The following is a 21,994-nucleotide window of genomic DNA, read 5'->3' as shown; positions in this document are numbered from 1 at the left end:
GGTCATGAGGGTCAGTCGCCTGGAACGTTGGCGTTGCGTCCAGCCAGAACCACGCTGATGGTGTAGGCTGCTGTCGGGCTGAGACCGGCCATGATTCCGGCAGCGGCTTCGGGCCGCATGCGGGCCAGGAAACCGGCGGCAAAGTCAGGGTCCATCTCTTCGAACAGGGCGGCCGATTCCTTGGGCTTCATCTGCTCATAGACATTTGTGAGCCGTGTCAGGTCGTCTTCGGCCGCGACATCGGCTAAGGCGATGGTCTCACGCAGCGTCTCTTCGGCTTCGGTCAAGGCTGCGAGTTTCTGTTCGATGGCCTGATCTGCAACGGCCAGGGCCTTGGATCGCTCTTCGATCTGCGATTCGCGGCGGGAAAGTTCCTGCTCGCGTTCTTGAAGGGCCGCCAATAGTTTTTGGTACTCGACAGCTGTTTCGCTTACCTTGGGCGCCATCCCGTCTTTGGGCACCTCGGGTGTTTCAGAATTGATTTCTCGGGCAATGGCTGGTCCAGCCTCGAACCCCACCCGAAGCACTGCCGAGCCGAGCATGAGGACGGCAATAACAGTCAGAGCACCGTTGCGTGCTGTTGCCGGCTTGCTCATGTGTTTGCCTTCGCTGCGCTGCGGTCACGGCGCATGAACATCAGCCCAGGTGCTGGTGCTTCGGTTTTGCACTCTGCCTCAGTGGTGCCCGGCTTGGTGATTTCGTCGGGGTTTTGTGCTGTCCGTGCTAGGGACACATCCGGTTCTGGAATGTCGTTGATCGGTACGTCATGCATCGAGGCCATCAATAATTCGAGCCGCTGTGCTGCCGCCTCGGCCTTGGTTGTCAGATCGCTCAAAGCTTCGTTCGAGCTGTCCGAGGCGGCACGCGCTGATTGCAGGGTTTTGTTTAGATCATCCACCTGCGCGGACAAAACCGCGACGGCGCCACCCACCCCCTTTTCCAGATCGTTGAACCGGTTCAGGCGCCGGGCCAGAACAAAACAGTATAGGCCTGCACCCAAAGCGCCGGCGACAAGAAGAATATCTGCCACGAGTTCCAATTTATTCTCCTAGTTCAGTACAAATTCGATCACCAGCAGGTCGCGCACGCGACCTTTGCCAGCAACTATGCCAATGCGGCGCAGCATCTGGCCGCGCAGCCGGGTCAGGGCGAGAGGATCGCGAAGATCCGACAGTTCCAGAGCTCGGAGGTAGCCGTTGAGTACATCCAGAACCCGAGGACGTATCTTTTCGACATCCGCGTGGTATTTCGATTCGACCTCAAGCTGGGCATGAAACCGAAGCTGATGGATCGTCTCTCCACCGCTGAGCGTGATCATGATTGGTGTCAGATCCACATACTCGATATCCGGCAAAGCAGCAGGGTGTTCACCAGTGTCATCTGCCTGCGCTTTCTCCGCATGCTCTTCGGATTTCGAACCGATGGGAATCAACCCCGAGGTGGTCGCATAGAATCCCGCGCCCGCTCCAACCAGCCCCAGAACGAGCCCAATAATCAGCGGGAGTTTGCCGCCTTTTTTCTCTGGTTCCAGTTCATCTGCCGTCACATCGGACATGCCGTACCCTCTTCAACTTCGAGGACATTCATAACCGGTCAGGAACTAACCGATTGTTAAGGCCAATCGACCAAAACAGGGATGTGCCGAACAGAATGTCGGCGAGACGGAGGTTAGCGTGCAGCAGATTAGAACTGTCTGGGCAAGTTTAGACAAAAGAAAACAGATTATCGTTGTGGGGGCTGCGGTTGCGGTGTTCCTTGCGGTTCTGGCGATGTCGCGAATCGCGGCAAACCCAAGCATGCAATTGCTTTATGCGGGGTTGGAAAGCGGCTCGGCCGGCGATGTGGTCCGCTCACTGGAGCAGCGTGGCATTCCCTATGACGTGCGGGGCGGTTCGATATACGTTCCCGCGGCGCAGCGGGACGAGCTGCGCCTGACATTGGCGAGCGAAGGGCTACCGGCAAACGGCGGGCGTGGCTACGAACTCCTCGATTCGCTAAGCGGATTTGGCACCACCTCGCAAATGTTCGATGCCGCTTATTGGCGCGCGAAAGAGGGGGAATTGGCGCGCACGATCGTGGCGTCACCCTTTATCAGCCAAGCGCGGGTTCACATCGCCAACAGCGCGTCCTCGCCCTTTCAGCGCAGTGCGGAACCCACCGCCTCGGTCTCGGTCATTCCGACCGGCAGCCCGATCACGCCGACCCAGGCCAATGCGATTCGCTTTCTGGTGTCCAGCGCAATCAGCGGGTTGTCTGTGGACAATGTGGCGATCATCGATGCCAACGGCACGCTGATCGGCTCGCCCGAGGCCACGGCGGCAGCCAGCACGGCTGATGATCGGGCGCAACAGATGCGCGACCGGGTGTTGCGTCTGGTCGAAGCACGCGTTGGCAAGGGCAATGCGGTGGTCGAAATCAGTGTCGACACCGTGACTGAAACCGAATCTATCCGCGAGCGCCGCTTTGACCCCAACGGGCGGGTGGCGATCAGCACGGATGTTGAGGAGCGTTCGGACAATTCCAAGAACCAGTCCGGCGATGTGACTGTGGCGTCGAACCTGCCGGATGGGGATGGCGCGACGGGTGACGAATCGAATTCGTCCACCAGCGCGACACGTGAGCGGGTGAATTATGAAGTGTCCGAAACCGAGATGGAGATCCTGCGCGTTCCAGGTGCAGTAAAACGCCTGAGCGTCGCAGTTCTGGTCAACGGAACGCCGACCGAGGTCGCTGGCGGTGCCTTTGTCCCGCGCCCCGAGGAAGAGCTGGATGCATTGCGTGAGTTGGTGTCGTCGGCCGTGGGGTATGACGCAGACCGCGGGGATGTCATCACAATTAAATCCATGGAGTTGCCGACCATCGAGCCCCTGGGCACGGCGGCAGGTCCCTCGCTGTTTCAGGGTATGCACCTGGATGCAATGTCGCTGATTCAGGTGGCGACCCTGGCAATTGTGGCGCTTGGGCTTGGCCTGTTTGTCGTCCGTCCGATCCTGAGTAACACCGCTCAGATTGGCGCGCCATCGTTGGCTCTGCCGCCCGGTGCTCCAACAAATAGAAATTCGTCTGCACTCGGACAGCCAGCCCTAACTGGTGAAATCGCGACAGGAGAGGGTGAAGGGTATGAGCCGCTTCAAGCGCCGAATTCGTCAGTTCGACAGATTGCAGGTGTGGGTACATCCGAAGATCCGGTGGATCGCTTACGCGCGATGATCGGGGACAAGCAGGAAGAGTCAGTAGAAATCCTGCGCAGCTGGCTGCAGGAAAGTGAGGAGAAGGTCTGATGTCGATCGCACATTTGCTGGAAGACTTTGAAAAAAACATCTTTCAAGTCGGGCGTGTTCAGATGATGAACGAAGATGCGCTCGAAGAATATCGGTTAACGGCCTTTGAACAGGGCTATGCCGCGGGCTGGGATGATGCAGTTTCGGCCCAAACCGAAGATCACGCGCGCGTGTCCGAGGCTTTGGGCAAATCTCTTGAAGACCTGTCGTTCACCTATCACGAAGCGTTGTCGCAGATGACCTTGTCGCTTGAGCCGATGTTCGGCAGCCTGGTGGATACGGTTTTACCTGACACGATCGAGAGGACTTATAGTCAACACATCGTGGACGAGTTGAAGGAGATGGCGCGGGATCAGGCGGCGCAGCCGGTTCTGCTGGTGGTTCCATCTGGGGTGAGCGCGGCGCTCAAGCCTGCCTTGGATCGTGAGTTTTCGGTTCCGGTTCAGATGGTTGAGGAATCAAGCCTGCCACCCGGACAGGCTTATCTGCGAGTCGGTACGGCCGAACGCGAAGTAGATTGCACTGCGTTGATGGCATCGATTTCCGAAGCTGTCGATGCATTCCTGTACCAGGCAAAAGAGGACGTTCAACATGGATAACGAGGCCCCAAAGAATCCCGAGCAAGGAAACCCGTTTACCTCGGTTCCGATCGAAATCATGGTCTCGGTTGGGCATGCGCGGCCGTTGATCAAAGATCTGGTTGGTCTGGGCGAAAACGCTGTTCTGACATTGGACAAACGGGTGGAAGATCCTGTCGAGCTGTATGTCGGAGGAACGCTGGTTGCCAGGGGCCAACTTGAAGAGATGAATGGCGATCAGTCTGGGCAGTTGGCTGTACGCTTGACGGAAATTACCGACCTGCAAAGTGGTTTGGGATGACATTAGTGTTTCGTTTGCCTTGTGCCGCGATGCTCTTGTGTCTGTTTGCGGCCTGGGCTGGGCCTGCCGACGCGCAGGAGCTGTCGCTGTCGCTGGGTGAAGGTGGCTCATTGTCGGGGCGCACGATCCAGCTGATCTTGCTGATCACGATTCTAAGCTTGGCGCCGGGCTTGGCCATCATGATCACGTGCTTTCCGTTCCTGGTAACCGTCTTGTCGATCCTGCGCCAAGGAATTGGTTTACAGCAATCGCCGCCGAACATGTTGATTGTCAGCCTGGCTCTGTTTCTGACGTACTTCATCATGGAGCCTGTTTTTACCGAAGCTTGGACGAGCGGTATTCAGCCCCTTGTCCAGGAAACCCTGGAGGTTGAACCGGCGCTGCAGCAGGCGATTGTTCCGTTCAAAGAGTTCATGGCAGCGCGCGTTGACCCAGATACCTTTGAGGCGATGGCCTCCTTGAGGCCACACACACAGGACGTAAGCCCGTCCCCCGAGGCGCCGATATCCGTACTGATTCCATCCTTTTTGCTCTCGGAAATTTCTCGAGCATTTCAGATTGGGTTCTTGGTCTTTTTGCCGTTCCTGGTGATCGATCTGGTCGTTGCGGCGGTTTTGATGTCGATGGGGATGATGATGGTTCCACCGGCGACGGTTTCATTGCCGTTTAAACTGGCATTTTTCGTAATCGCCGATGGCTGGTCCCTCGTCGCTGGTGCGCTGGTTCGGAGCTATAGTCCTTAAGCCCAGTTCAAAAAGAGTTTCCCGTGTCGGATTGCCAACAAAACCGTGCCCGGCTCTTTCATGGAAGAGCCGGGTTTTTTGCGGGATATCACCGAAGCTAAATTGTCGTACCGATGGCTGGTGCGCTTGAGGGCGCCTCAGCTGGTGCCCGGTCGTTTCAATGGAGGCCGCGATGCTGTCCAAAGAGGGGGTCGCCCGAGGATAGATGGGTCAAGCGGTGAGCACAGCACAGGCCATGCTTTGGGGGCGTGACATACCGGGTAGATCCCGGCGCGGTCGCTGATCACAACATAACGGCTGGGAACTTGTCCAGGCCGTTGTGTTTTCTTCATGCACACATTCATCGAACGATGAATTCGGCGTGCAGGGCACCTGCGGCTTTGATCGTTTTCAGGATGTCGATCATGTCACGTGGAGAAACGCCCAGGGCATTGAGACCTGCAACCACCTGTGACAAAGACGTGCCTTCTGGTACTTCAGCCAGAGCGATGCCCTCGTCCTCTTCGATCGCGGCGTTTGTTCTGGGAACGACCACCGTTCGCCCATCCGCAAAGGGGTTGGGCTGCACGGCAAGGGGGGCCTCTTCGACGCGTAGGGTCAAGTTGCCCTGAGATACGGCCACGCGCGAAATCCGAACGTCGTCTCCCATCACGATGGTGCCCGAACGTTGATCCACTACGACGCGGGCCTTGCGTTCGGGTTCGACCAAGATGTTTTCCATTCGGCCGATTGCGTGGGCTGTAGAAGCTGAGCGAGTTGATGGAATGTCGACCTCGACGGTGCCAGAATCCCGCATGATTGCCACCCGGGAATTGAAGGTCCGATTGATCGCGGTTTCGATCCGGCCGGCAGTGGTGAAATCAGGCTCACGCAGGGCAAGGCGGATCTGGGTCAGGTCACTGAGTGTAAAGTCGATCTCGCGCTCGACCCGAGCGCCTGATGGGATCACACCGGATGTCGGCACGCCGCGGACCACGGATGCGGCCTCCCCTTCGGCGACGGCACCACCTGCCAAAACTGTGCCTTGGGCGACCGCATAAATCTGACCATCGGCGGCGTTGAGTGGTGTCATGACCAATGTTCCGCCCAGCAGGCTTTTGGAATCGCCGATGGCCGACACGGTCACATCGATCTGGCTGCCGACGCGCGAAAACGGTGGCAGGCTCGCAGTGACAAAGACAGCCGCCACGTTTTTGGGGCGGAATTGCTCGCCAGTTACGTTCACGCCAAGCCGTTCCAGAATGTTGGACATGATTTCTTCGGTGAAGGGTGCGTTTCTGAGGCCATCGCCAGTTCCGTTTAGTCCGACCACCAGACCGTATCCTACCAAGTCGTTGCCCCGCACCCCGTCAAAATCGACCAGGTCCTTAAGTCGGACAGCGCCGGCGGATGCCATGGAAGGGAGCAGCAGGCATAAGAGAAGACAAATCAGTTTTTTCATCTCAGAAAATTCACCAAATTCAGGGAAGAGGTTCGTGCCGTGACCGTATAAAGGCTTTGCAGTTGCACCTGGACACTTTGCAGGCGAGTTGTGACCTCGAATGGATCGGCCCCGATCAGTTTGTTGCGCGCAAACTCGAGACTGGTTTTTGTGGCAGAGTTGCGCGATTTTGCTTGATCAATCCTGGCTTCGGCATGGCCTACATCTGCGCGAAGACCAACGATGTCGTCCCTGGCATTCACCAGGCCAGAGCCCGTTTTCTTGAGCAGATCTGTCTGTTCAGCATCGCTGAGCCCCACGGCAGCATCGGTCGCCAGGGCTGCCAGGGTTGTATTCAAAAGAACTGTGCGGATCGTGGCGTTATCGGCCCTGAGATCCAAAGTGACGTCGTTGTTTTCTCCGACGGAAATCGGTGCGAGCGATTGGGTCGAGCCACGGTAGATCACTGTTTCGAACCCTGCAGGGTCATTGAACCAGTTGCGTGCGGCGGTGATGGCGTCATCGGCAGTTGCGCTGCCTGCGATAACGGTGCGCACCTCTTGCAGCAGCCTGTCGGAAGATTCCAGAGGAACCTGATCGGTCGCAATCCCAGCAAACAAGCTGCGACCTGCCACGGCTTGGTTCAACGACCCGATCATTGCGCCCAGTTCGGATTTGGCCTGGTTGCTGGCCTGGGTCCGATTGATGTCTTGGCCAAAGTTGCCGATCGCGGTCAGAGAGTTCGCCAGGTCGCCCGTCCGATTGTCCAAGTTTTCCAGACTGCGCTGCACTGTGGTGGCGAACAATCCGGTTTCGGCTGCGGTATTTGACAGGGTCCCCAAACGTTCCAGAGAGCGTTCGACGTCAGCCAGATGTGAAAAATCCCCTTTCAAGTGATCTGACACATCGGCCACACGCCCGCTGGCAAGCTCCTGCGTCAGCTTGGAAATTTCGTTTCTGATTTCGGTGCTTCTGTTTTGAAACATCAAAGTTCGGGCGAGATCGCCGATCGAAGACATGCTCATGATTTACAACCTCAACAAAGTGTCCATTAGTTCATCCACCACCTGGATGACCCGCGCGTTTGCGGCATAGGCTTTCTCGACAAGGATCAGGTTCTGAACCTCGGCATCCGTGTCCACGCCGTTTTCCTTTTCAACGCGCGTCATCTCGGCCTTGTTGGCCGACGCAAAGCTGAGCGCTTTGGAGGATGTGCTGTTATCGGATGCGATTTTTGACAACAGCGCCGCACTGACGCCCGCGGCGGTCAGATCACCCGTGCCAAAGCGGTCATCGGGTTGTGTTCGCTTGGCCGTCAGAGCGGCTTCGAACGCCTTGAGTTGGCGTGCATCGCCCTGTTCCCCCGGAGTTGCCGCTCCCAATCCGGTGCGCAGTTTCCAAGTGTCGCCGCCGCGTTCGGGATCAACGATGGCGTTAACTTGAATCCGGCCCGCAAGCCCGGCAGGCGCGGTGGCCGAAAAGCGGCTTCCGTCGTCAGTGAAAAGGCCAGGCTGCCCCGCTGCGACCGTCGTGTCCAAACCGCTGGCTTCGAACCGTTCGATCAAATCGCGGGCCACAGCATCCAGATCCTCTTGTGCATGTATGGACAGGACATCACGCACTTCGAACTGGGCGGCGAGCGTCCCGCCCCGAATGGCCGAGGTTGGCCCGGTGGTCGCCACGGCGATGCCGTTGATCTCCAGCCCGGACAGCAGATTGTTTTGCACTGTCATATGGGGTTTTGTTTCGCCGGTCAGGTTGAAACTGAGCGTTGCGGCCTTGCCATCGACCAGAATGGCGCCACCGTCCGTGAACAGGGCGATCTGACCATGGCTGCGCTGCGCGATGTTGACCGGCACAATCTCGTTGATTTCGTCGACTGCCTGCTGGCGTTGATCCAGCAAAGCGTTCACGTTGCCACCCGATCCCGAAACATCCTGAATTTTCTGGTTCAGATCCTCGACGTTCTTGAGCTGCGCGTTCAGGCGGTCCACCTGGTTGGCAATGCTCCGGTCCGCAGCAGATCGCGTTTGGCGCAGCTCTTCGGACGCGTTCGAGATGGAGGCCGCCAGATCCTTGGCGCCTGACACAGCAAGACCCAATCGTGTGGCCGATTCAGGTAGGCTGGCAGCTTGTAGCAGAGCGCTTTCGAAATCAGCCAGTCGGGATGTGATTGAAGAGGCATCGTCGGTCGTGCCGATTGCCTTTTCCAAAGTGGCGTGAAAGTTGGCGATCGTGTTGGTATGCCCGTGCGCTGCATCGGCGGCGCGCCGGTTTGACAGCAGTACGGGATCCGAATGTCGGGTGACCCCAACCACCCGCACCCCGTTGCCGCTGTACCCGTTCGAGGCGACTTCTAACGACCGGCGGGCATATCCGGGCGTCAGCGCGTTTGCGATGTTGTCCGACACAACGCCAGTCGCGCGACCCGCGGCCGATAGGCCGCTGAGCGCGTTGTTGAAAGCCGAAGAAATGGTCATGATCAACGTCCCCTGAACAGGTTGACCAAGCGCCGGTTAGCGCTTGATGTTGGTGGTTTCCTGCAGCATTTCGTCCACGGTCGTTATGACTTTTGCGCTGGAAGAATATGACCGCTGGGTTTGGATCATCGCAGTCAGTTCACCGGCAATGTCGGTGGTCGACTCCTCGCGTGAGAAGCCCGCGATGTTGCCTGTTGGACCTTCACCTGCGTTCCACAGGAAAAAGGTGCCGCTTTCGCGGGATGGCTCATAGGTTTGGCTGTCGAGCGCGACCAGACCGTTGGGGTTTGGCAGATTCACCAGCGGAATCTGAAAGACCTTACGGCTGGCACCAGAGTCAAAGAAGGCGTGGACAAACCCGTTTTCATCAACCTCGACCCGGGTCATTGTGCCGACGGCAGACCCGTCTTTGGTGATTGATACCGGGGCAAATGTGTCAGACAGCTGAGTGATCCCATTGGGGTCATTGGGGCGACCGATATTGATCTCCATCGGGCCACCTGCAACGTTGACGATCATTGTGCCGGTTGTTGCGTCATAAGCGCCGCCAGTGGTGGCCGTGACGCTGGCCAATGTGCCGCCATCGGTTCGACTGTCGTTAAAGTTCAGCGTGTATTCGCCAACGATCGTGCCGCCCGACGCGGTGTCGCGCATGATCATTGTCCATTGATTGCTTTCACCCGTGGCTGGAACAACCGGGCGCAATTCGACTTGCAGGTTCTCGGACTTGCCCAGGTTGTCGAAATACTCCACTGACAGTGGTTGAGAGTCTCCGGCCGATCCGGCTTCGGTCGCTGTTGCGGGCAGGTTCATGCGCAGGTTCATTTGCGTGGTTGGCGAGCCTGACAACTGATTGACGCTGAGCTGAACGGGTGTGAGGCCGTCGGCTGTATCACGCGGAAGATTGGGGATGGTGCCGTCCGGGTTGGCACGCCAACCCATCAGAACCAGACCCGATTCGGTTACCAGATAGCCGTCTGCATTGGTTCGGAACGAGCCGGTTGTTGTCAGCAACATATTGGGGTTGCTGTTGCCGCCTGCGATCTCGGATGTTTTGGCCACAGGAAGCATACCGCCACCGCGCACCGACAAATCCGTGGCGTTCGACGTGGTGACCAGCGAGCCGCGCTGATCGATCATGCGTTGCGTTGTCGAGCGCACGCCGCCGGCCGAGTAATTGCCGCCAGCCGCCGAGTTCACCAGAGAATGAAAATCGGTTTCAACGCGCTTGTACCCAAAGGTCGAAGAGTTCGCGATGTTGTCTGAAATCGACGCCAATCGGCTGGCATTTGCGGTGAGCGCCGCAATGCCCGCATTCAGCGAGGAGGAAATCGTCATGGATACGCCTTTCTGCTGCATCAAGAAAAATCTCGATGCAACAGCTAGCGCATCAGCACTTAACGCCCTGCTAACAGGTAAAAACCTATCTATCTTGTTCTACTGATCGCGCAGATAGATGATTTCGATCCGGTCGTTTCTGGCGCCCATTGGGTTCTTGGCGGTCAATTTGCGATCAGCGTGTCCTGTGACCCGCTTGATGCGTTCCTCGTCCAGTCCAAGCCCTTCGAACAACGTCCGGGTGCGCGCAGCGCGCGCTGTCGATAGCTCCCATACGGGGCTGTCAGCCAGAACCACCGGATGGGCCCGGATATGCCCACCGATTGCGATGCCGTTGGACACCAGACCGGAATGACGCACAACCAATCGTGCCAGCTCTTTCATGAGCGGGGTTGGCCGGTCGGTGTGCTCTTCGAAGAGGGGATCGCCTTCGGTTGAGAACAGTTCGACAATCAGCCCCTCATCGGTCACCCGCGTGACGATGTGTTTGAGCGTCTCTTTGCTGACCAGACTTTCCCCACCGCGCCCCATCAGGGCAGCTTCGAGCGTCGTGAATTGCTCGTTGGGGGCGTTGTCGCCGCCCTGTTTGTCGACGCCGGTGGACCCGCGCGCCTTGTTCCCATCTGACCGAAACCGATTGCTGGCACCCGTGCCATTCATCGCCATGGTCTGCTCGGAAAACATGTTATCCCCACCGAAGGCGCCATTGCCGCCCCCGGACACAGGATTCAAAGGAACCGACGGCGAAAAGTAATCGGCCAGACCCTTTCGCTGTTTTTCAGTTGTTGCATTCAGCAGCCACATCAACATGAAAAAGGCCATCATCGCCGTCACAAAGTCCGCATACGCGACCTTCCAGGCTCCGCCATGGTGGCCATCGCCACCAACTACCTTTTTCCGTTTGATGATGACTGGCGCCGCATTGGTTTGCGCACCCATCTCCACCACCTATTTTAATCACCCAGGGTCAGGGATATCAGGGCAGGCGTTAAGAGATGTCTAACAGGTAAAACTGTTGGTAATTTCGAGCCCCCAACCGGTTCGGCAGGGGCCCGGTGTCGATCAGTCGACGTCCAGTAGAACCTCACCGAATTGATCTCGCAGTTTGTTTTTCAACACTTTCCCGGTGCCGCCAAGGGGTAGCTCGTCAACAAAGATCACCTTGTCGGGGATCTGCCAGGAGGCGACCTTGCCCGTATAGTGCGCCAGCAGCGCGGCCTCGTCCAATGCGGCACCCTCGTGTTTGATCGCGATGATCACGGGGCGTTCGTCCCATTTGGCGTGTTTGGCCGCGATGGCGGCGGCGTTGGCCACAGCGTCGTGCGAGATGGCGATGTCTTCCAACTCAACAGTTGAAATCCATTCACCACCCGACTTGATGATGTCCTTTGACCGGTCACGGATGATCATGTAGCCGTCACTGTCGATCGTTGCGACGTCGCCGGTGTCGAACCAGCCGTCCTCGGTCAGCGCCGTACCGTCCGCCTTGAAGTAGGTGTCGACGATCCAATGGCCGCGGATTTGCAGGTTGCCCTGGGTTTCACCATCCTCGGCCAGGCGCGTACCCTCGTCATCGATCAGACGCAGTTCAACACCATAAGGCGGGCGTCCCTGACCCTCGCGGATCTTGCCTTTTTCAGCGTCCGAAAGCCCATCGTGCTTTTGCAGCAGTTGGTTGAGTGTCCCCAGCGGGCTGGTTTCGGTCATGCCCCAGGCGTGGATCAGCTCCACGCCATAGCGGTCGCGGAAGGTGGGGATCATCACCGTGGGCAGGGCCGAGCCGCCAACGACCGTGCGCTGCAGGCTTTCGGCCTTGGACCCGGTAGATTCCAGCGCCGCCAGCAGACCCATCCAGATGGTCGGCACGCCAAGCGCCACAGTAACCTGTTCGCCGTCGATCAACTTGACCAGGCTTTCGCCATCCAGGTTCGGCCCCGGCAGCACGATTTTGCAGCCGATTGCGGCAGCGATATAGGGCACGCCCCAGGCGTTGGCGTGGAACATCGGCACTACGGCCATCACCGTATCCTTGGCGGACAGCGCCATGCCGTCCGGCTGATTGCCCGCGATCGAATGCAACACGGTGGTGCGGTGGGTGTACTGCACGCCCTTTGGGTTGCCGGTGGTGCCGGATGTGTAACACAGGCTCGAGGGCAGGTTTTCGTCCAGCTCGGGCCATGTGGCGTCGTCGGATTCGCCCTCGATCAGTTCATCATAGAACAGCAGCCCGTCGACCATGGCCGCAGCCTCTTCATCCCGCGGCCCCATCAGCACCACGTGCTTGAGCGTCTTCAGATGCTCGCCCAGCTTTGCCGCCACAGGCAAGAAGGTCTGATCCAGGAACAGGATCTGATCTTCGGCGTGGTTGATGATATAGATCAGCTGTTCCGGGAACAGGCGCGGGTTGATCGTGTGGCAAACCATACCGGCACCTGCAACGCCGAAGTAGATCTCCAGATGCCGACGGTTGTTCCAGGCGATCGTGGCACAGCGATCGCCGGTTTTCAGACCCAGACGCGCCAGAGCGGCGGCCAGTTTGCGGGCGTTGGCCTCGACCTCTCCCCAACTGCTGTGGATCACCTCGCCAGAGGTTTCCACCGAAACCACCGTCGTGTCACCATGGTATCGACCAGCGTGTTCGATCAGCGAGCTGATGGTCAGCGGCTGATGCATCATTTTGCCAAGCATTATGTCTCTCTCTTTACTCTGCAGCTTGTGAGGCAGCCTGCGCCGCGCGGATCATGTCGGCGGCTCTTTCTGCAATCATGATTGTGGGGGCGTTGGTGTTGCCACCGATCAGCCGCGGCATGATCGAAGCATCGACAACGCGCAGCCCAGTCAGCCCGTGAACGCGCAACTCCGGGTCTACCACGGCCATGTCATCAACACCCATCTTGCAGGTGCCCACCGGGTGATAGATCGTGTCCGCACGCGAGCGGATGTGATCTTCGAGTTCGGCGTCCGAGGGCTCGTTGTTGATAAACATCTCGGACTTGATGTACCCCTTGAGCGGCGGTGTATGCATCAGGTCTCGGGTCATCCGCGTGCCTTTCATCAGCACCGCCAGATCTTCGTCGTTGCTCAGGAACTTGGGGTCGATCCGTGGGGCATCCATCGGGTCGGGTGAGTTCAGTGTAACCTCGCCCCGCGACTTGGGCCGCAGCACGCAGACGTGGCAGCTGAAGCCGTGACCCAGGTGCAGTTTGCGGGCATGATCATCGACAACCGAGATCACGAAATGCAATTGCACGTCGGGCCGGTCGAGGTTGGGGTCGGTCTTGAAGAAGGCGCCCCCTTCGGCAAAAGGCGTTGCCAACATGCCCGAGCCATCCTTGCGCCAGGCCGCCATGTGTTTGAGCAGGCTGACCGAAGCTGACAGCCCGATCCCGAAGTTATCCTTGTCCGCTGTTTTGTAGCCCAAGACAAAATCCAGGTGGTCTTGCAGGTTCTGACCCACGCCGGGCAGTTCATGCACCATCTGGATGCCATGGGGAGTGATGTCCTGCGGTCGACCAACCCCCGACAGCTGCAGCAGCTGCGGCGAGTTAAAGGCGCCGCCGCACAGGATCACCTCTTTGTCTGCGCGCACCTCGCGATCGGCCTTGCCACTGCGATAGGTGACACCAACGGCGCGCTTACCTTCGAACAGGATGCGTGTGGCATGGGCGTCGGTGATGACCGTCAGGTTGGGGCGATCCATGACCGGGTGCAGATAAGCCGCCGCCGCTGAACAGCGCTCTCCCGCCTTGGCGGGATCGTGGAACTGCGTCACCTGATAGAGGCCGATGCCTTCGTTGTCGCCGGTGTTGAAATCCTCGACCCGGCGGATTTGCATCGCCTCACCCGCCTCGACAAAGGCCTCCGAGATCGGGCGGGGTGATTGCTGGTCCGAGACTTGCAGGGGGCCACCGCCACCGTGCATGTCGCTGGCGCCATGCTGGTTGTTCTCGGCTTTCAGGAAATAGGGCAGCACGTCATCCCATGACCAACCGTCACAGCCCAGTTCAGCCCATTCGTCATAGTCTTTGGAATGCCCGCGCACATAAAGCATGGCGTTGATCGCGCTGGACCCGCCAAGCGCCTTGCCGCGCGGCTGATAGCCCTGACGCCCTTTGAGGCCCTCTTGGGGAACCGTCTCAAACGCCCAGTTGTTGATCTTGGGCCTGCCGGGCAGCATCGCCACCACGGCCGCAGGCGCACGCACCAAAATGCTGTCGCCTTTGCCGCCGGCCTCAAGCAGGCACACGTTGGTGTTCGGGTCTTCGCTCAGGCGTGCGGCCAGCGTCGATCCGCCGGATCCTCCTCCGACGATCACATAGTCATACGACATAGGTCTCTCCCCCCTGTTGTCGTTGTCTGGCGTCATGAAGCCCTGCATGGGGCGGGAATGTCCACTTTAACCCGGCGTCAGATCGTGGGACCGGCAGGTCTTGGCCGACGTTCCGTCGCGGGGTCTGTTTGTGTATCAACAGTTGAAGCAAGGGCGCGTTTCGGCAAGGGTTGCGAGAGTATCCGTAGCCGAGCCGAGAGTTGACCTTGTCCCATTCGCCTATCTGCATCACCGCGCCACAGTCCGAAGACATTGCGTTTCTGGATTTCGGAACCGCCTTTGTCCGGCATGCAGAGGAGCGCCCGGATCAGATCGCGGTTGTGGATGAGGCGGTGTCCCTGACATGGCGCAGCTTCGATCGTCACGCGCGCTGTGTGGCGGCAAGGTTGCGGGCCGATGGTGTCGGCCCCGGCACACCTGTTGCGGCCTTGGCGGACAACTCGGCAGCTTATCTCGCCTTCTATGCAGGGGTGATCCTGGCCGGTGGCGCGATGGTGCCGTTGCCCACCAGCGCCACAGTGGACGTGTTGACCAAGATGCTGACTGATTGCGGTGCACGGCTACGGTTTGCCTCGGATCGGCACAGCGAAATGGCGGCGACACTTGGTTTTTCCGACGCGGTGCTGGAGCGCGATCTGTTCGATTGGGCGGAGGGTGAACCCTTGGAGCATCCCGTCTCTGTCCCGTCCGACAGCATGTTCGATCTGATCTACAGCTCAGGCACAACCGGCACGCCCAAGGGGATTATTCATGATCACCTGTTTCGCGGACGTCAGTTGATGCGGATGCCAGTGTTTGGGCTGGATCAGGACGCGCGCCTTTTGATGTCGACACCGCTTTATTCCAACACAACTCAGGTCGCGGTGCTGCCCGTTCTGGCGCGCGGTGGAACGGTGGTGAGCATGGCGAAATTCGACACCGTGCGGTTTCTGGAGTTGTCGCAACAGCACGCGATCACCCACGCCATACTGGTGCCGGTGCAATACATGCGCCTGATGCGCGAGCCGTCGTTTGATGACCATGACCTGTCGAGCTACCGCACAAAACTCTCGACCTCGGCCCCGCTACCGGGACCATTGATCCGGGACATTCTGGACCGCTGGCCCGGCAAACTGTTTGAACTTTACGGCATGACCGAAGGTGGGATCAGCACCGTGCTGGATTGCGTCAGCTTTCCCGACAAGCTGGATACCGTGGGGCGTCCTGTTCAGGGCTGCGATGCGCGGATCATCGACGAGGATGGGATTGAACTCCCTCCCGGAGAGTTCGGCGAAGTTGTCGGGCGCGCGGGTGCCATGATGCAGGGTTATTTGAACGCCGACGCCAAGACACAAGAGGCTACGTGGTGCAGTCCCGAAGGCGAGGATTTCATCCGCACCGGCGACATGGGCCGGTTTGATGCAGACGGCTTCCTGACGCTGATGGATCGGAAAAAGGACATGATCTTGTCAGGTGGGTTCAACATCTACGCCGCCGATCTGGAGCGGGTGCTGCGCGATCATCCGGATGTGGCGGACGTGGCCGTGATCGCGATCCCGTCCGAGGCCTGGGGCGAGACGCCATTGGGACTGGTGGTGCGAAGACCTAAGGGGCAGGCAACGGGAGCGGAAATCATGGACTGGGCCAACGCGCGCCTTGGCAAGACGCAGCGGTTGTCACGGGTCGAGCTGCGCGATGACTTGCCGCGCAGCTCGATCGGCAAGATCCTGAAACGCGAGTTGCGCGCGCCCTTTTGGGACCAGTCCTGATTTCTTCGGCGCATGTCGTTTTCAGCAAAGACTTGGACCATAACGACGCCATGATATCCTCATGACAGGGATCATTCCAAAACGCATGGATCGTCGCGCAACAGGCGCGAACCTGGTGCCGCACTGACGGGGCCTACATCCCGTTTGCGACCCCATCCCTGCTTTTTGGAAGACTTCATGACAGCAACAGACATGCTGCGCCTTGCCATTGATATTGGCGGCACATTTACCGACACGGTTCTGGTGGAGGGCGAGGATACGATCCTGTCCTCGACCAAAACCCTTACCACCCACGGAAACCCGGCAGACGGCGCGATGGAAGGTGCCGCGCGGGTGATGGTCCAATCAGGGCGCTCCTTGGATCAGTTAACCGGCTTTATCCATGGGACCACTCTGGCCACCAACGCGCTGATTGAACGGCGCGGAGCCACGGTTGCAACCGTTACCACCGAGGGCTTCAGGGATATTCTGGAGATCGCCTATGAGCGGCGGTATTCACAGTATGACATCAACCTGGAAAAGCCCGATCTGCTGGTGCCCCGCGAACGTGCCCTGACCGTGCGTGAACGCATGTCAGCCGACGGCGCGGTGCTGATCCAGATGCAGGATACGGCAATCAACGCGCTGCTGGATGACATCGATGCCAGCGGGGCCGAGGCTGTCGCAATCTGCCTGATGCATTCTTACGCCAACCCCACGCATGAACGCCGGTTGCGTGATGTTCTGACCTCGCAGCGCCCGAACTTGACAGTGTCGATTTCGTCTGATGTGAGCCCCGAGGCCCGCGAATTCGACCGGCTCTGCACCACTGTTGCCAACGCTTACATTCAGCCGCTGATGGAAAGCTATCTCAATCGGTTTGTGGAGCAGTTTGCGGCCGAAGGCGTGACCTGTCCGATCCTGATGATGACCGCAGGGGGTGGCATGTGCACGGTTGAAACTGCTGCGCGTTTTCCGATCCGCCTGGTTGAAAGCGGGCCTGCTGGCGGTGCGATCCTGGCCGCACGGATCGCGGCCCGCGCCGGGATTGATCAGGTGTTGTCGTTTGATGTGGGCGGCACCACGGCCAAGCTTTGTCTGATCGACAACGCCCGCCCCCAGACCTCTCGCCAATTTGAAATTGCCCGCGCGGCGCGATTCATCAAAGGCTCGGGCATGCCGGTGCGCATTCCGGTGATCGAGATGATCGAGATCGGTGCGGGTGGAGGCTCCATCGCGGGGGTCGATCGTTTGGGCCGTCTGACTGTGGGGCCAAAGTCTGCAGGATCAGAACCCGGACCGGTGGCCTTTGGTCGGGGCGGGAGTGAACCCACCGTGACCGACAGCGACATCACGCTTGGCTACATCGTGCCCGACACCTTTGCCGAAGGGCACATCAGCATCGACCCAGAGGCATCAAAAGCGGCTCTAACAAAGGTGATTGGGACCAAATTGGACACCGACGCCATGGGGGCGGCGGATGGCGTCAGCCGCATCGTGGATGAAAGCATGGCCAGCGCCGGACGCATGCATGCCGTGGAATCGGGCAAGGACCTTGGCCCACGCACCATGATTGCCTTCGGTGGCAACGGCCCGCTGCACGCCACCCGCGTCGCGCGTTCTGCCGGGGTCAGCCGCATTGTGATCCCGCCCAATCCGGGTGTTGGATCGGCTGTTGGTTTCCTGTTTGCGCCGGTTAGTTTTGAAATCGTGCGCTCACGCTACTCGTTGCTCAATACTTTGGACTTGGTCGGTGTGAATGCCCTGTTTGACGAGATGATCGCCGAGGCTAAGGCAGTGGTTGCCCAAGGTGCCGGAGACCGCAACACGGAAACGCGCCGCAGCGCCTTTATGCGGTACAATGGTCAAGGGCACGAAATCGAGATTGCCTTGCCGGATCGTGCGCTTGAGAAAGGCGATCTTCAGCCTCTAACAAGGGCATTTGAAGAAGAGTACCGCAAACAGTTCTCGCGCCCGGTGCCGGGAATGCAGATCGAAATCCTCAATTGGGCGGTGCAGGTGGCGACCCCGGATGAGGCAGTTCCGCCGACGCTTCTGATGCCGGATTTGCGCACTGTGGAACCGGGCGAAACCCGCCTGATCCTGTGTGATGTAGAGGGTACGATGAAGCAGGCCGGTTTCGTGCCTCGGAATAGCCTGTCGCCCGGGCAGCGCATCGCTGGCCCTGCGCTCATCACCGAACCGCAGACCACCACACTCGTATCGGCTGACTTCTCGGCCCATGTGGATGCCATCGGCAACCTTGTCTTGATCAAAAACCCCGCAAGTAGCGAAGCGGTAGGGGAATCTAAAGCTGACCAGAAAGGAGGTGCGGCATGACCCAGACCTCTGCTGCCCGTTTACAAGTGATGTGGAACCGCCTGCTGGCCGTGGTCGAAGAACAGGGCCAAACCCTGATCCGCGCCGCGTTCAGCCCGATTGTGCGCGAATGCGGCGACATTTCCGCCGGGATATTCGACGCGCAGGGCCGGATGCTGGCGCAGGCTGTGACCGGCACGCCGGGGCATATCAACACCATGGCCGAGGCGGTGCTGCATCTGCGCGATCGGTTCCCGGTTCAAGACATGAAGCCCGGTGACATCTACATGACCAACGATCCCTGGCTGGCGTCGGGGCATTTGAACGATTTCCTGCTGATGATGCCTGCGTTCAAGGATGGTCAGGTTGTGGGCTTTACCTCGTGCACGTCTCACTTGGTCGATCTGGGGGGGCTTGGTATGGGCCCCGAAGGGTCTGACATCTTTGATGAGGGGCTGTTGATCCCGCCCTGCAAGCTGGTCGATCAAGGCGAGTTGAACGCGCTGCTGATGGACATTGTCCGCGCCAGTTCGCGCGAGCCCATCGCCAACGAAGGTGACATTTATGCGCTGGTCGCCTGTTGCGAGGCTGGGGTGAACCGGTTGGTTTCGATGATGGAGGAGTTCGGGATCGACGATCTGGACGAGCTTGGTAGCTACATCATCGACACCTCGCGCCGCGGCACGCTGGAGGCAATCGCCGAAGTGCCCGAAGGCGTCTACAAAAACGCCTTGCGGATGGATGGCTACGAGACCGAGCTGGAGCTGCACGCTACGCTAACCGTCTCTAAATCAGGGCTTCACGTGGATTTCACCGGCACCTCGGGCTGTTCGTCCAAGGGTATCAACGTGCCGCTGAACTATGCCACCGCGTACACCGTCTTTGCCCTGCGCTGCATCGTCGGGCCGGATATTCCCAACAACGCAGGTTCGCTAGAGCCGTTCACGGTGGACGGACCAAAGGGGTGCATCCTGAACGCGCAACGCCCGGTGCCGGTCGCAATGCGCCACACGCTGGGGCAGGTGACGCCGGACCTGGTGTTGGGCTGCCTGCATCAGGCTTTGCCGGATCAGGTGCCCGCCGAGGGCGCGTCGTGTATGTTCGACCTGCCCATGCGCCATGCGCCTGAGGTGGCAGCCAACGGTGGGCGCGAGTTCGCCATCGAGCCGGTCCACAACGGAGGCACGGGCGCGCGGCCCCATGCGGATGGCCTGTCGGCGACGGCCTATCCATCCGGCGTCTTTGGATCGCAGGTTGAGATCACCGAAGCGGTTGCGCCAGTCATCATGTGGCGACGCGAGTTGCGGCCAGACTCTGGCGGGGCAGGCAAGTATCGTGGCGGCCTGGGACAGCGGATCGAGATGACGTCATCTAACGGCGCACCGTTCATCGTGTTCCTGTCGGTTGAACGGCTCAAGTTCCCGGCCCTGGGTCGCATGGGCGGACGGCCCGGTGCGCCTGGGCGTATTCGGTTCCGCGAGGGCGACAGCGACATTCCGGGGAAGGGAGAGCTGCGGGTCGAAGGTGACGATTACCTGATCTTTGAAACCCCCGGAGGTGGCGGGTTTGGCGATGTCTCCGAACGCGATCCCGACGCGCTGGCGCTGGACCTTAAACGCGGGTTGGTGAGCGAAGAGGGTGCCAAGGTCTATGGGGGTGCATCATGATCAAACCTGTTCCACATGTGAGCGCGATGGCCGCTTACGCTCTGGCCGATTTGGGCGGGGCCCATACGATCTCTATGGCCCAAAACGAAAGCACCTTTCCGGCCAGCCCAGCGGCGATTGCGGCGGGGCAGGCGGCGATGGCGGAGCTACCATTGTACCCAAACCCTGAATGGCCTGATCTGAGGGCTGCTATTGCAGAAACCTACATGTTAGAGCCCAATTTGATCTTGTGCGGTGCCGGGTCGATGGAGTTGATCGGCTGTCTGATCCGCGCCTATGCCGGGCCGGGCGACAGGGTGCTGGGGACGGATTATGGTTATGCCTTTGTCTCGTCCGCATCCGCGCAGGTGCAGGCAGACTACGTCAAGGCGCGGGAAGTTGATCTGACGGTCTCTATGGACGAGATCCTGGCTGCGGTGACGCCTGAAACCCGGATCGTCTTTGTCTGCAACCCAGGCAATCCCACGGGCACCTTGATCAGCAACGCCGAGATCATCGACCTGCGCAATGCGCTGCCCGCGGATGTGATGTTGGTGGTGGATCAGGCCTATGCCGAGTTCTCGGACGCAGGCAATGACCCAGCCGAGATTTTCGCGCTGGTTGAACGCGGCGATACGGTTGTGATGCGAACGCTGTCCAAGGCCTATGGCCTTGCGGGCGCGCGGGTCGGTTGGGGCTATTTCCCGGCCAAGATTGGGGCCGAGGTGCGAAAGCTTCTGAACCCCAACAACGTCTCGATCCCGTCACAAGCTGCGGCTGCTGCCGCGGTGCGCGATCAGGTGCATATGCGTGACGTGGTCGCCCGAACTGCAGAAATCCGGGATCGTTTTGCGGATGACTGCCGAGCGATGGGTCTGCATTTGCCCCAGAGCCACACAAATTTTGTGTTGTTGCGCTTTGCCTCGCCGGAGCAGGCGCAAGCAGCAGATCAGGCGTTGCGGGCCGAGAACCTGTTGATGCGCGGCATGGGGGGCTATGGCCTGTCCGATTGCCTGCGCGCCACCATTTGTGCGCCCGAGGTCATGGACCGGGCACGCGACGTTCTAAAGGGAGCGCTGAAATGACTGAAACCCGAACTGCGGCAAAGATTGGGGTGCTTGTGCCTTTCACAAACACCAATTTAGAGCCTGATATGGAGCTGATGCGGCCACCAAACACCACAGTGCATTTTCAGCGTATGGGCGGTTATGACGTCGATGAAATCCCCGGCTCGGATCAGATGGCCGGGCTGGGGGCTTCCGACATCAGTCATGACCTGCGGATGATCTCGGGCGTTCGGCCTGACGTGGTTCTCTATGGTTGCACCTCGGCCACTTTGACGCACGGGCCGTCATTCGATGCCGACCTTGCGGGACAGATCAAGGCAGGCTCTGGCGCGGCGTCTCTCACCGCTGCTGGGTCGCTGATAGCCGGGATCAAGGCTCTTGGCGCGACCAAAGTAGGGTTCTCGTCACCCTACCTGGGCGAAGTCAACGAACAGGCGATGGCGTTCATGACAGAGAATGGCATCGAGACGGTCAAATGCGCGAATGTTGGTCGCGAGCTGGGCAATTATGGCCAGGGAGAGCTGACCCCGGACGAGGTGTTCGACCTGGCTTGTCGGGCGGATCACCCAGAGGCTCAGGCCATCGTACTCAGCTGCACCGACATGCGCTCGGTCGAGGCGATTGAACGCATTGAGGCGGCGTTGGGCAAACCGGTGGTGACATCGAACCAGGCAATGACTTTCTGCCTGATGCAGGCGTTGAATCTACCGCGCCATGACCGGTTGCCGGGGCGGCTCTTTGACCGCCTGTGAAACACCATTGAA

The 21,994-nt window shown here is 59.4% G+C and carries 19 protein-coding genes; 9 read left to right on the top strand and 10 right to left on the bottom strand.

The features are described 5' to 3' along the window. Positions 1–11: 11 nt before the first annotated feature. Genes TRL7639_RS17845 through TRL7639_RS17835 form a run of 3 tightly spaced genes read right to left on the bottom strand, consistent with a single transcriptional unit; the run spans position 12 to position 1,555 of the window. The gene (locus TRL7639_RS17845; protein ID WP_085797221.1) at positions 12–596 is read right to left on the bottom strand and encodes a MotE family protein; all 585 of its coding nucleotides are present in this window, start codon (positions 594–596) and stop codon (positions 12–14) included. Then, positions 593–1,039, bottom strand: a complete 447-nt coding sequence (locus tag TRL7639_RS17840) for a hypothetical protein (protein ID WP_085797220.1) — start codon at positions 1,037–1,039, stop codon at positions 593–595. The genes TRL7639_RS17845 and TRL7639_RS17840 overlap by 4 nt, the downstream gene beginning before the upstream one ends. Before the next feature lie 9 nt (positions 1,040–1,048). Then, positions 1,049–1,555, bottom strand: coding sequence for a flagellar basal body-associated FliL family protein (locus TRL7639_RS17835; protein ID WP_085797219.1), 507 nt, complete (start codon positions 1,553–1,555; stop codon positions 1,049–1,051). Between the two features lie 118 nt (positions 1,556–1,673). Between TRL7639_RS17835 and fliF the strand changes: the two genes are divergently transcribed. Genes fliF through fliP form a run of 4 tightly spaced genes read left to right on the top strand, consistent with a single transcriptional unit; the run spans position 1,674 to position 4,903 of the window. Further along, positions 1,674–3,281, top strand: a complete 1,608-nt coding sequence (gene fliF / locus TRL7639_RS17830) for a flagellar basal-body MS-ring/collar protein FliF (protein WP_085797218.1) — start codon at positions 1,674–1,676, stop codon at positions 3,279–3,281. Beyond that, positions 3,281–3,880: a FliH/SctL family protein gene (locus TRL7639_RS17825; RefSeq protein ID WP_085797217.1), complete on the top strand. Its 600-nt coding sequence runs from the start codon at positions 3,281–3,283 to the stop codon at positions 3,878–3,880. Before fliF ends, TRL7639_RS17825 begins: the two co-directional genes overlap by 1 nt. Continuing rightward, positions 3,873–4,160, top strand: coding sequence for a FliM/FliN family flagellar motor switch protein (locus TRL7639_RS17820; RefSeq protein WP_085797216.1), 288 nt, complete (start codon positions 3,873–3,875; stop codon positions 4,158–4,160). Before TRL7639_RS17825 ends, TRL7639_RS17820 begins: the two co-directional genes overlap by 8 nt. A 29-nt stretch (positions 4,161–4,189) precedes the next feature. Further along, on the top strand, positions 4,190–4,903 hold the full coding sequence (fliP, locus tag TRL7639_RS17815; protein ID WP_085797285.1) for a flagellar type III secretion system pore protein FliP: 714 nt from the start codon (positions 4,190–4,192) through the stop codon (positions 4,901–4,903). A 340-nt stretch (positions 4,904–5,243) separates the two neighbouring features. On the opposite strand, the gene TRL7639_RS17810 is transcribed toward fliP, so the two are convergent. The 7 genes from TRL7639_RS17810 to TRL7639_RS17780 all read right to left on the bottom strand — a co-directional run bounded on the left by TRL7639_RS17810 (position 5,244) and on the right by TRL7639_RS17780 (position 14,471). Further along, the gene (locus tag TRL7639_RS17810; RefSeq protein ID WP_085797215.1) at positions 5,244–6,344 is read right to left on the bottom strand and encodes a flagellar basal body P-ring protein FlgI; all 1,101 of its coding nucleotides are present in this window, start codon (positions 6,342–6,344) and stop codon (positions 5,244–5,246) included. Then, positions 6,341–7,348: a flagellin gene (locus TRL7639_RS17805; RefSeq protein ID WP_085797214.1), complete on the bottom strand. Its 1,008-nt coding sequence runs from the start codon at positions 7,346–7,348 to the stop codon at positions 6,341–6,343. Before TRL7639_RS17805 ends, TRL7639_RS17810 begins: the two co-directional genes overlap by 4 nt. A 3-nt stretch (positions 7,349–7,351) precedes the next feature. Then, complete coding sequence (gene flgK / locus TRL7639_RS17800; RefSeq protein ID WP_085797213.1) at positions 7,352–8,803, bottom strand: flagellar hook-associated protein FlgK; 1,452 nt, start codon at positions 8,801–8,803, stop codon at positions 7,352–7,354. A gap of 36 nt (positions 8,804–8,839) precedes the next feature. Continuing rightward, positions 8,840–10,141 carry a flagellar hook protein FlgE gene (locus tag TRL7639_RS17795; protein WP_165759842.1) on the bottom strand — a complete coding sequence of 434 codons (1,302 nt, stop codon included), beginning with the start codon at positions 10,139–10,141 and terminating at the stop codon, positions 8,840–8,842. Positions 10,142–10,240: 99 nt separating this feature from the next. Next, entirely contained in the window at positions 10,241–11,080 is an 840-nt protein-coding gene (locus TRL7639_RS17790) for a flagellar motor protein MotB (protein ID WP_085797211.1), read from the bottom strand. 123 nt (positions 11,081–11,203) lie between these two features. Next, positions 11,204–12,829 (bottom strand): long-chain-fatty-acid--CoA ligase, encoded by a 1,626-nt coding sequence (locus TRL7639_RS17785; RefSeq protein WP_085797210.1) that lies wholly within the window; start codon positions 12,827–12,829, stop codon positions 11,204–11,206. 13 nt (positions 12,830–12,842) lie between these two features. Beyond that, positions 12,843–14,471 carry a GMC family oxidoreductase gene (locus TRL7639_RS17780; RefSeq protein WP_085797209.1) on the bottom strand — a complete coding sequence of 543 codons (1,629 nt, stop codon included), beginning with the start codon at positions 14,469–14,471 and terminating at the stop codon, positions 12,843–12,845. 206 nt (positions 14,472–14,677) lie between these two features. Between TRL7639_RS17780 and TRL7639_RS17775 the strand changes: the two genes are divergently transcribed. From TRL7639_RS17775 to TRL7639_RS17755, 5 genes are all read left to right on the top strand, one after another. Next, complete coding sequence (locus TRL7639_RS17775) at positions 14,678–16,219, top strand: class I adenylate-forming enzyme family protein (RefSeq protein WP_085797284.1); 1,542 nt, start codon at positions 14,678–14,680, stop codon at positions 16,217–16,219. 177 nt (positions 16,220–16,396) lie between these two features. Then, positions 16,397–18,538, top strand: coding sequence for a hydantoinase/oxoprolinase family protein (locus tag TRL7639_RS17770; protein ID WP_085797208.1), 2,142 nt, complete (start codon positions 16,397–16,399; stop codon positions 18,536–18,538). Next, positions 18,535–20,184: a hydantoinase B/oxoprolinase family protein gene (locus TRL7639_RS17765; RefSeq protein WP_085797207.1), complete on the top strand. Its 1,650-nt coding sequence runs from the start codon at positions 18,535–18,537 to the stop codon at positions 20,182–20,184. The genes TRL7639_RS17770 and TRL7639_RS17765 overlap by 4 nt, the downstream gene beginning before the upstream one ends. Continuing rightward, complete coding sequence (locus TRL7639_RS17760; RefSeq protein WP_085797206.1) at positions 20,181–21,248, top strand: pyridoxal phosphate-dependent aminotransferase; 1,068 nt, start codon at positions 20,181–20,183, stop codon at positions 21,246–21,248. The genes TRL7639_RS17765 and TRL7639_RS17760 overlap by 4 nt, the downstream gene beginning before the upstream one ends. Further along, entirely contained in the window at positions 21,245–21,982 is a 738-nt protein-coding gene (locus tag TRL7639_RS17755) for a maleate cis-trans isomerase family protein (protein WP_085797205.1), read from the top strand. The genes TRL7639_RS17760 and TRL7639_RS17755 overlap by 4 nt, the downstream gene beginning before the upstream one ends. The last annotated feature ends 12 nt before the right edge of the window (positions 21,983–21,994 follow it).

The sequence above is a fragment of the Falsiruegeria litorea R37 genome, assembly GCF_900172225.1.
GTDB lineage: Bacteria > Pseudomonadota > Alphaproteobacteria > Rhodobacterales > Rhodobacteraceae > Falsiruegeria > Falsiruegeria litorea.
The sequence above is the reverse complement of the archived record's forward strand: the minus strand, read 5'-3'. Positions and strand labels throughout refer to the sequence as shown.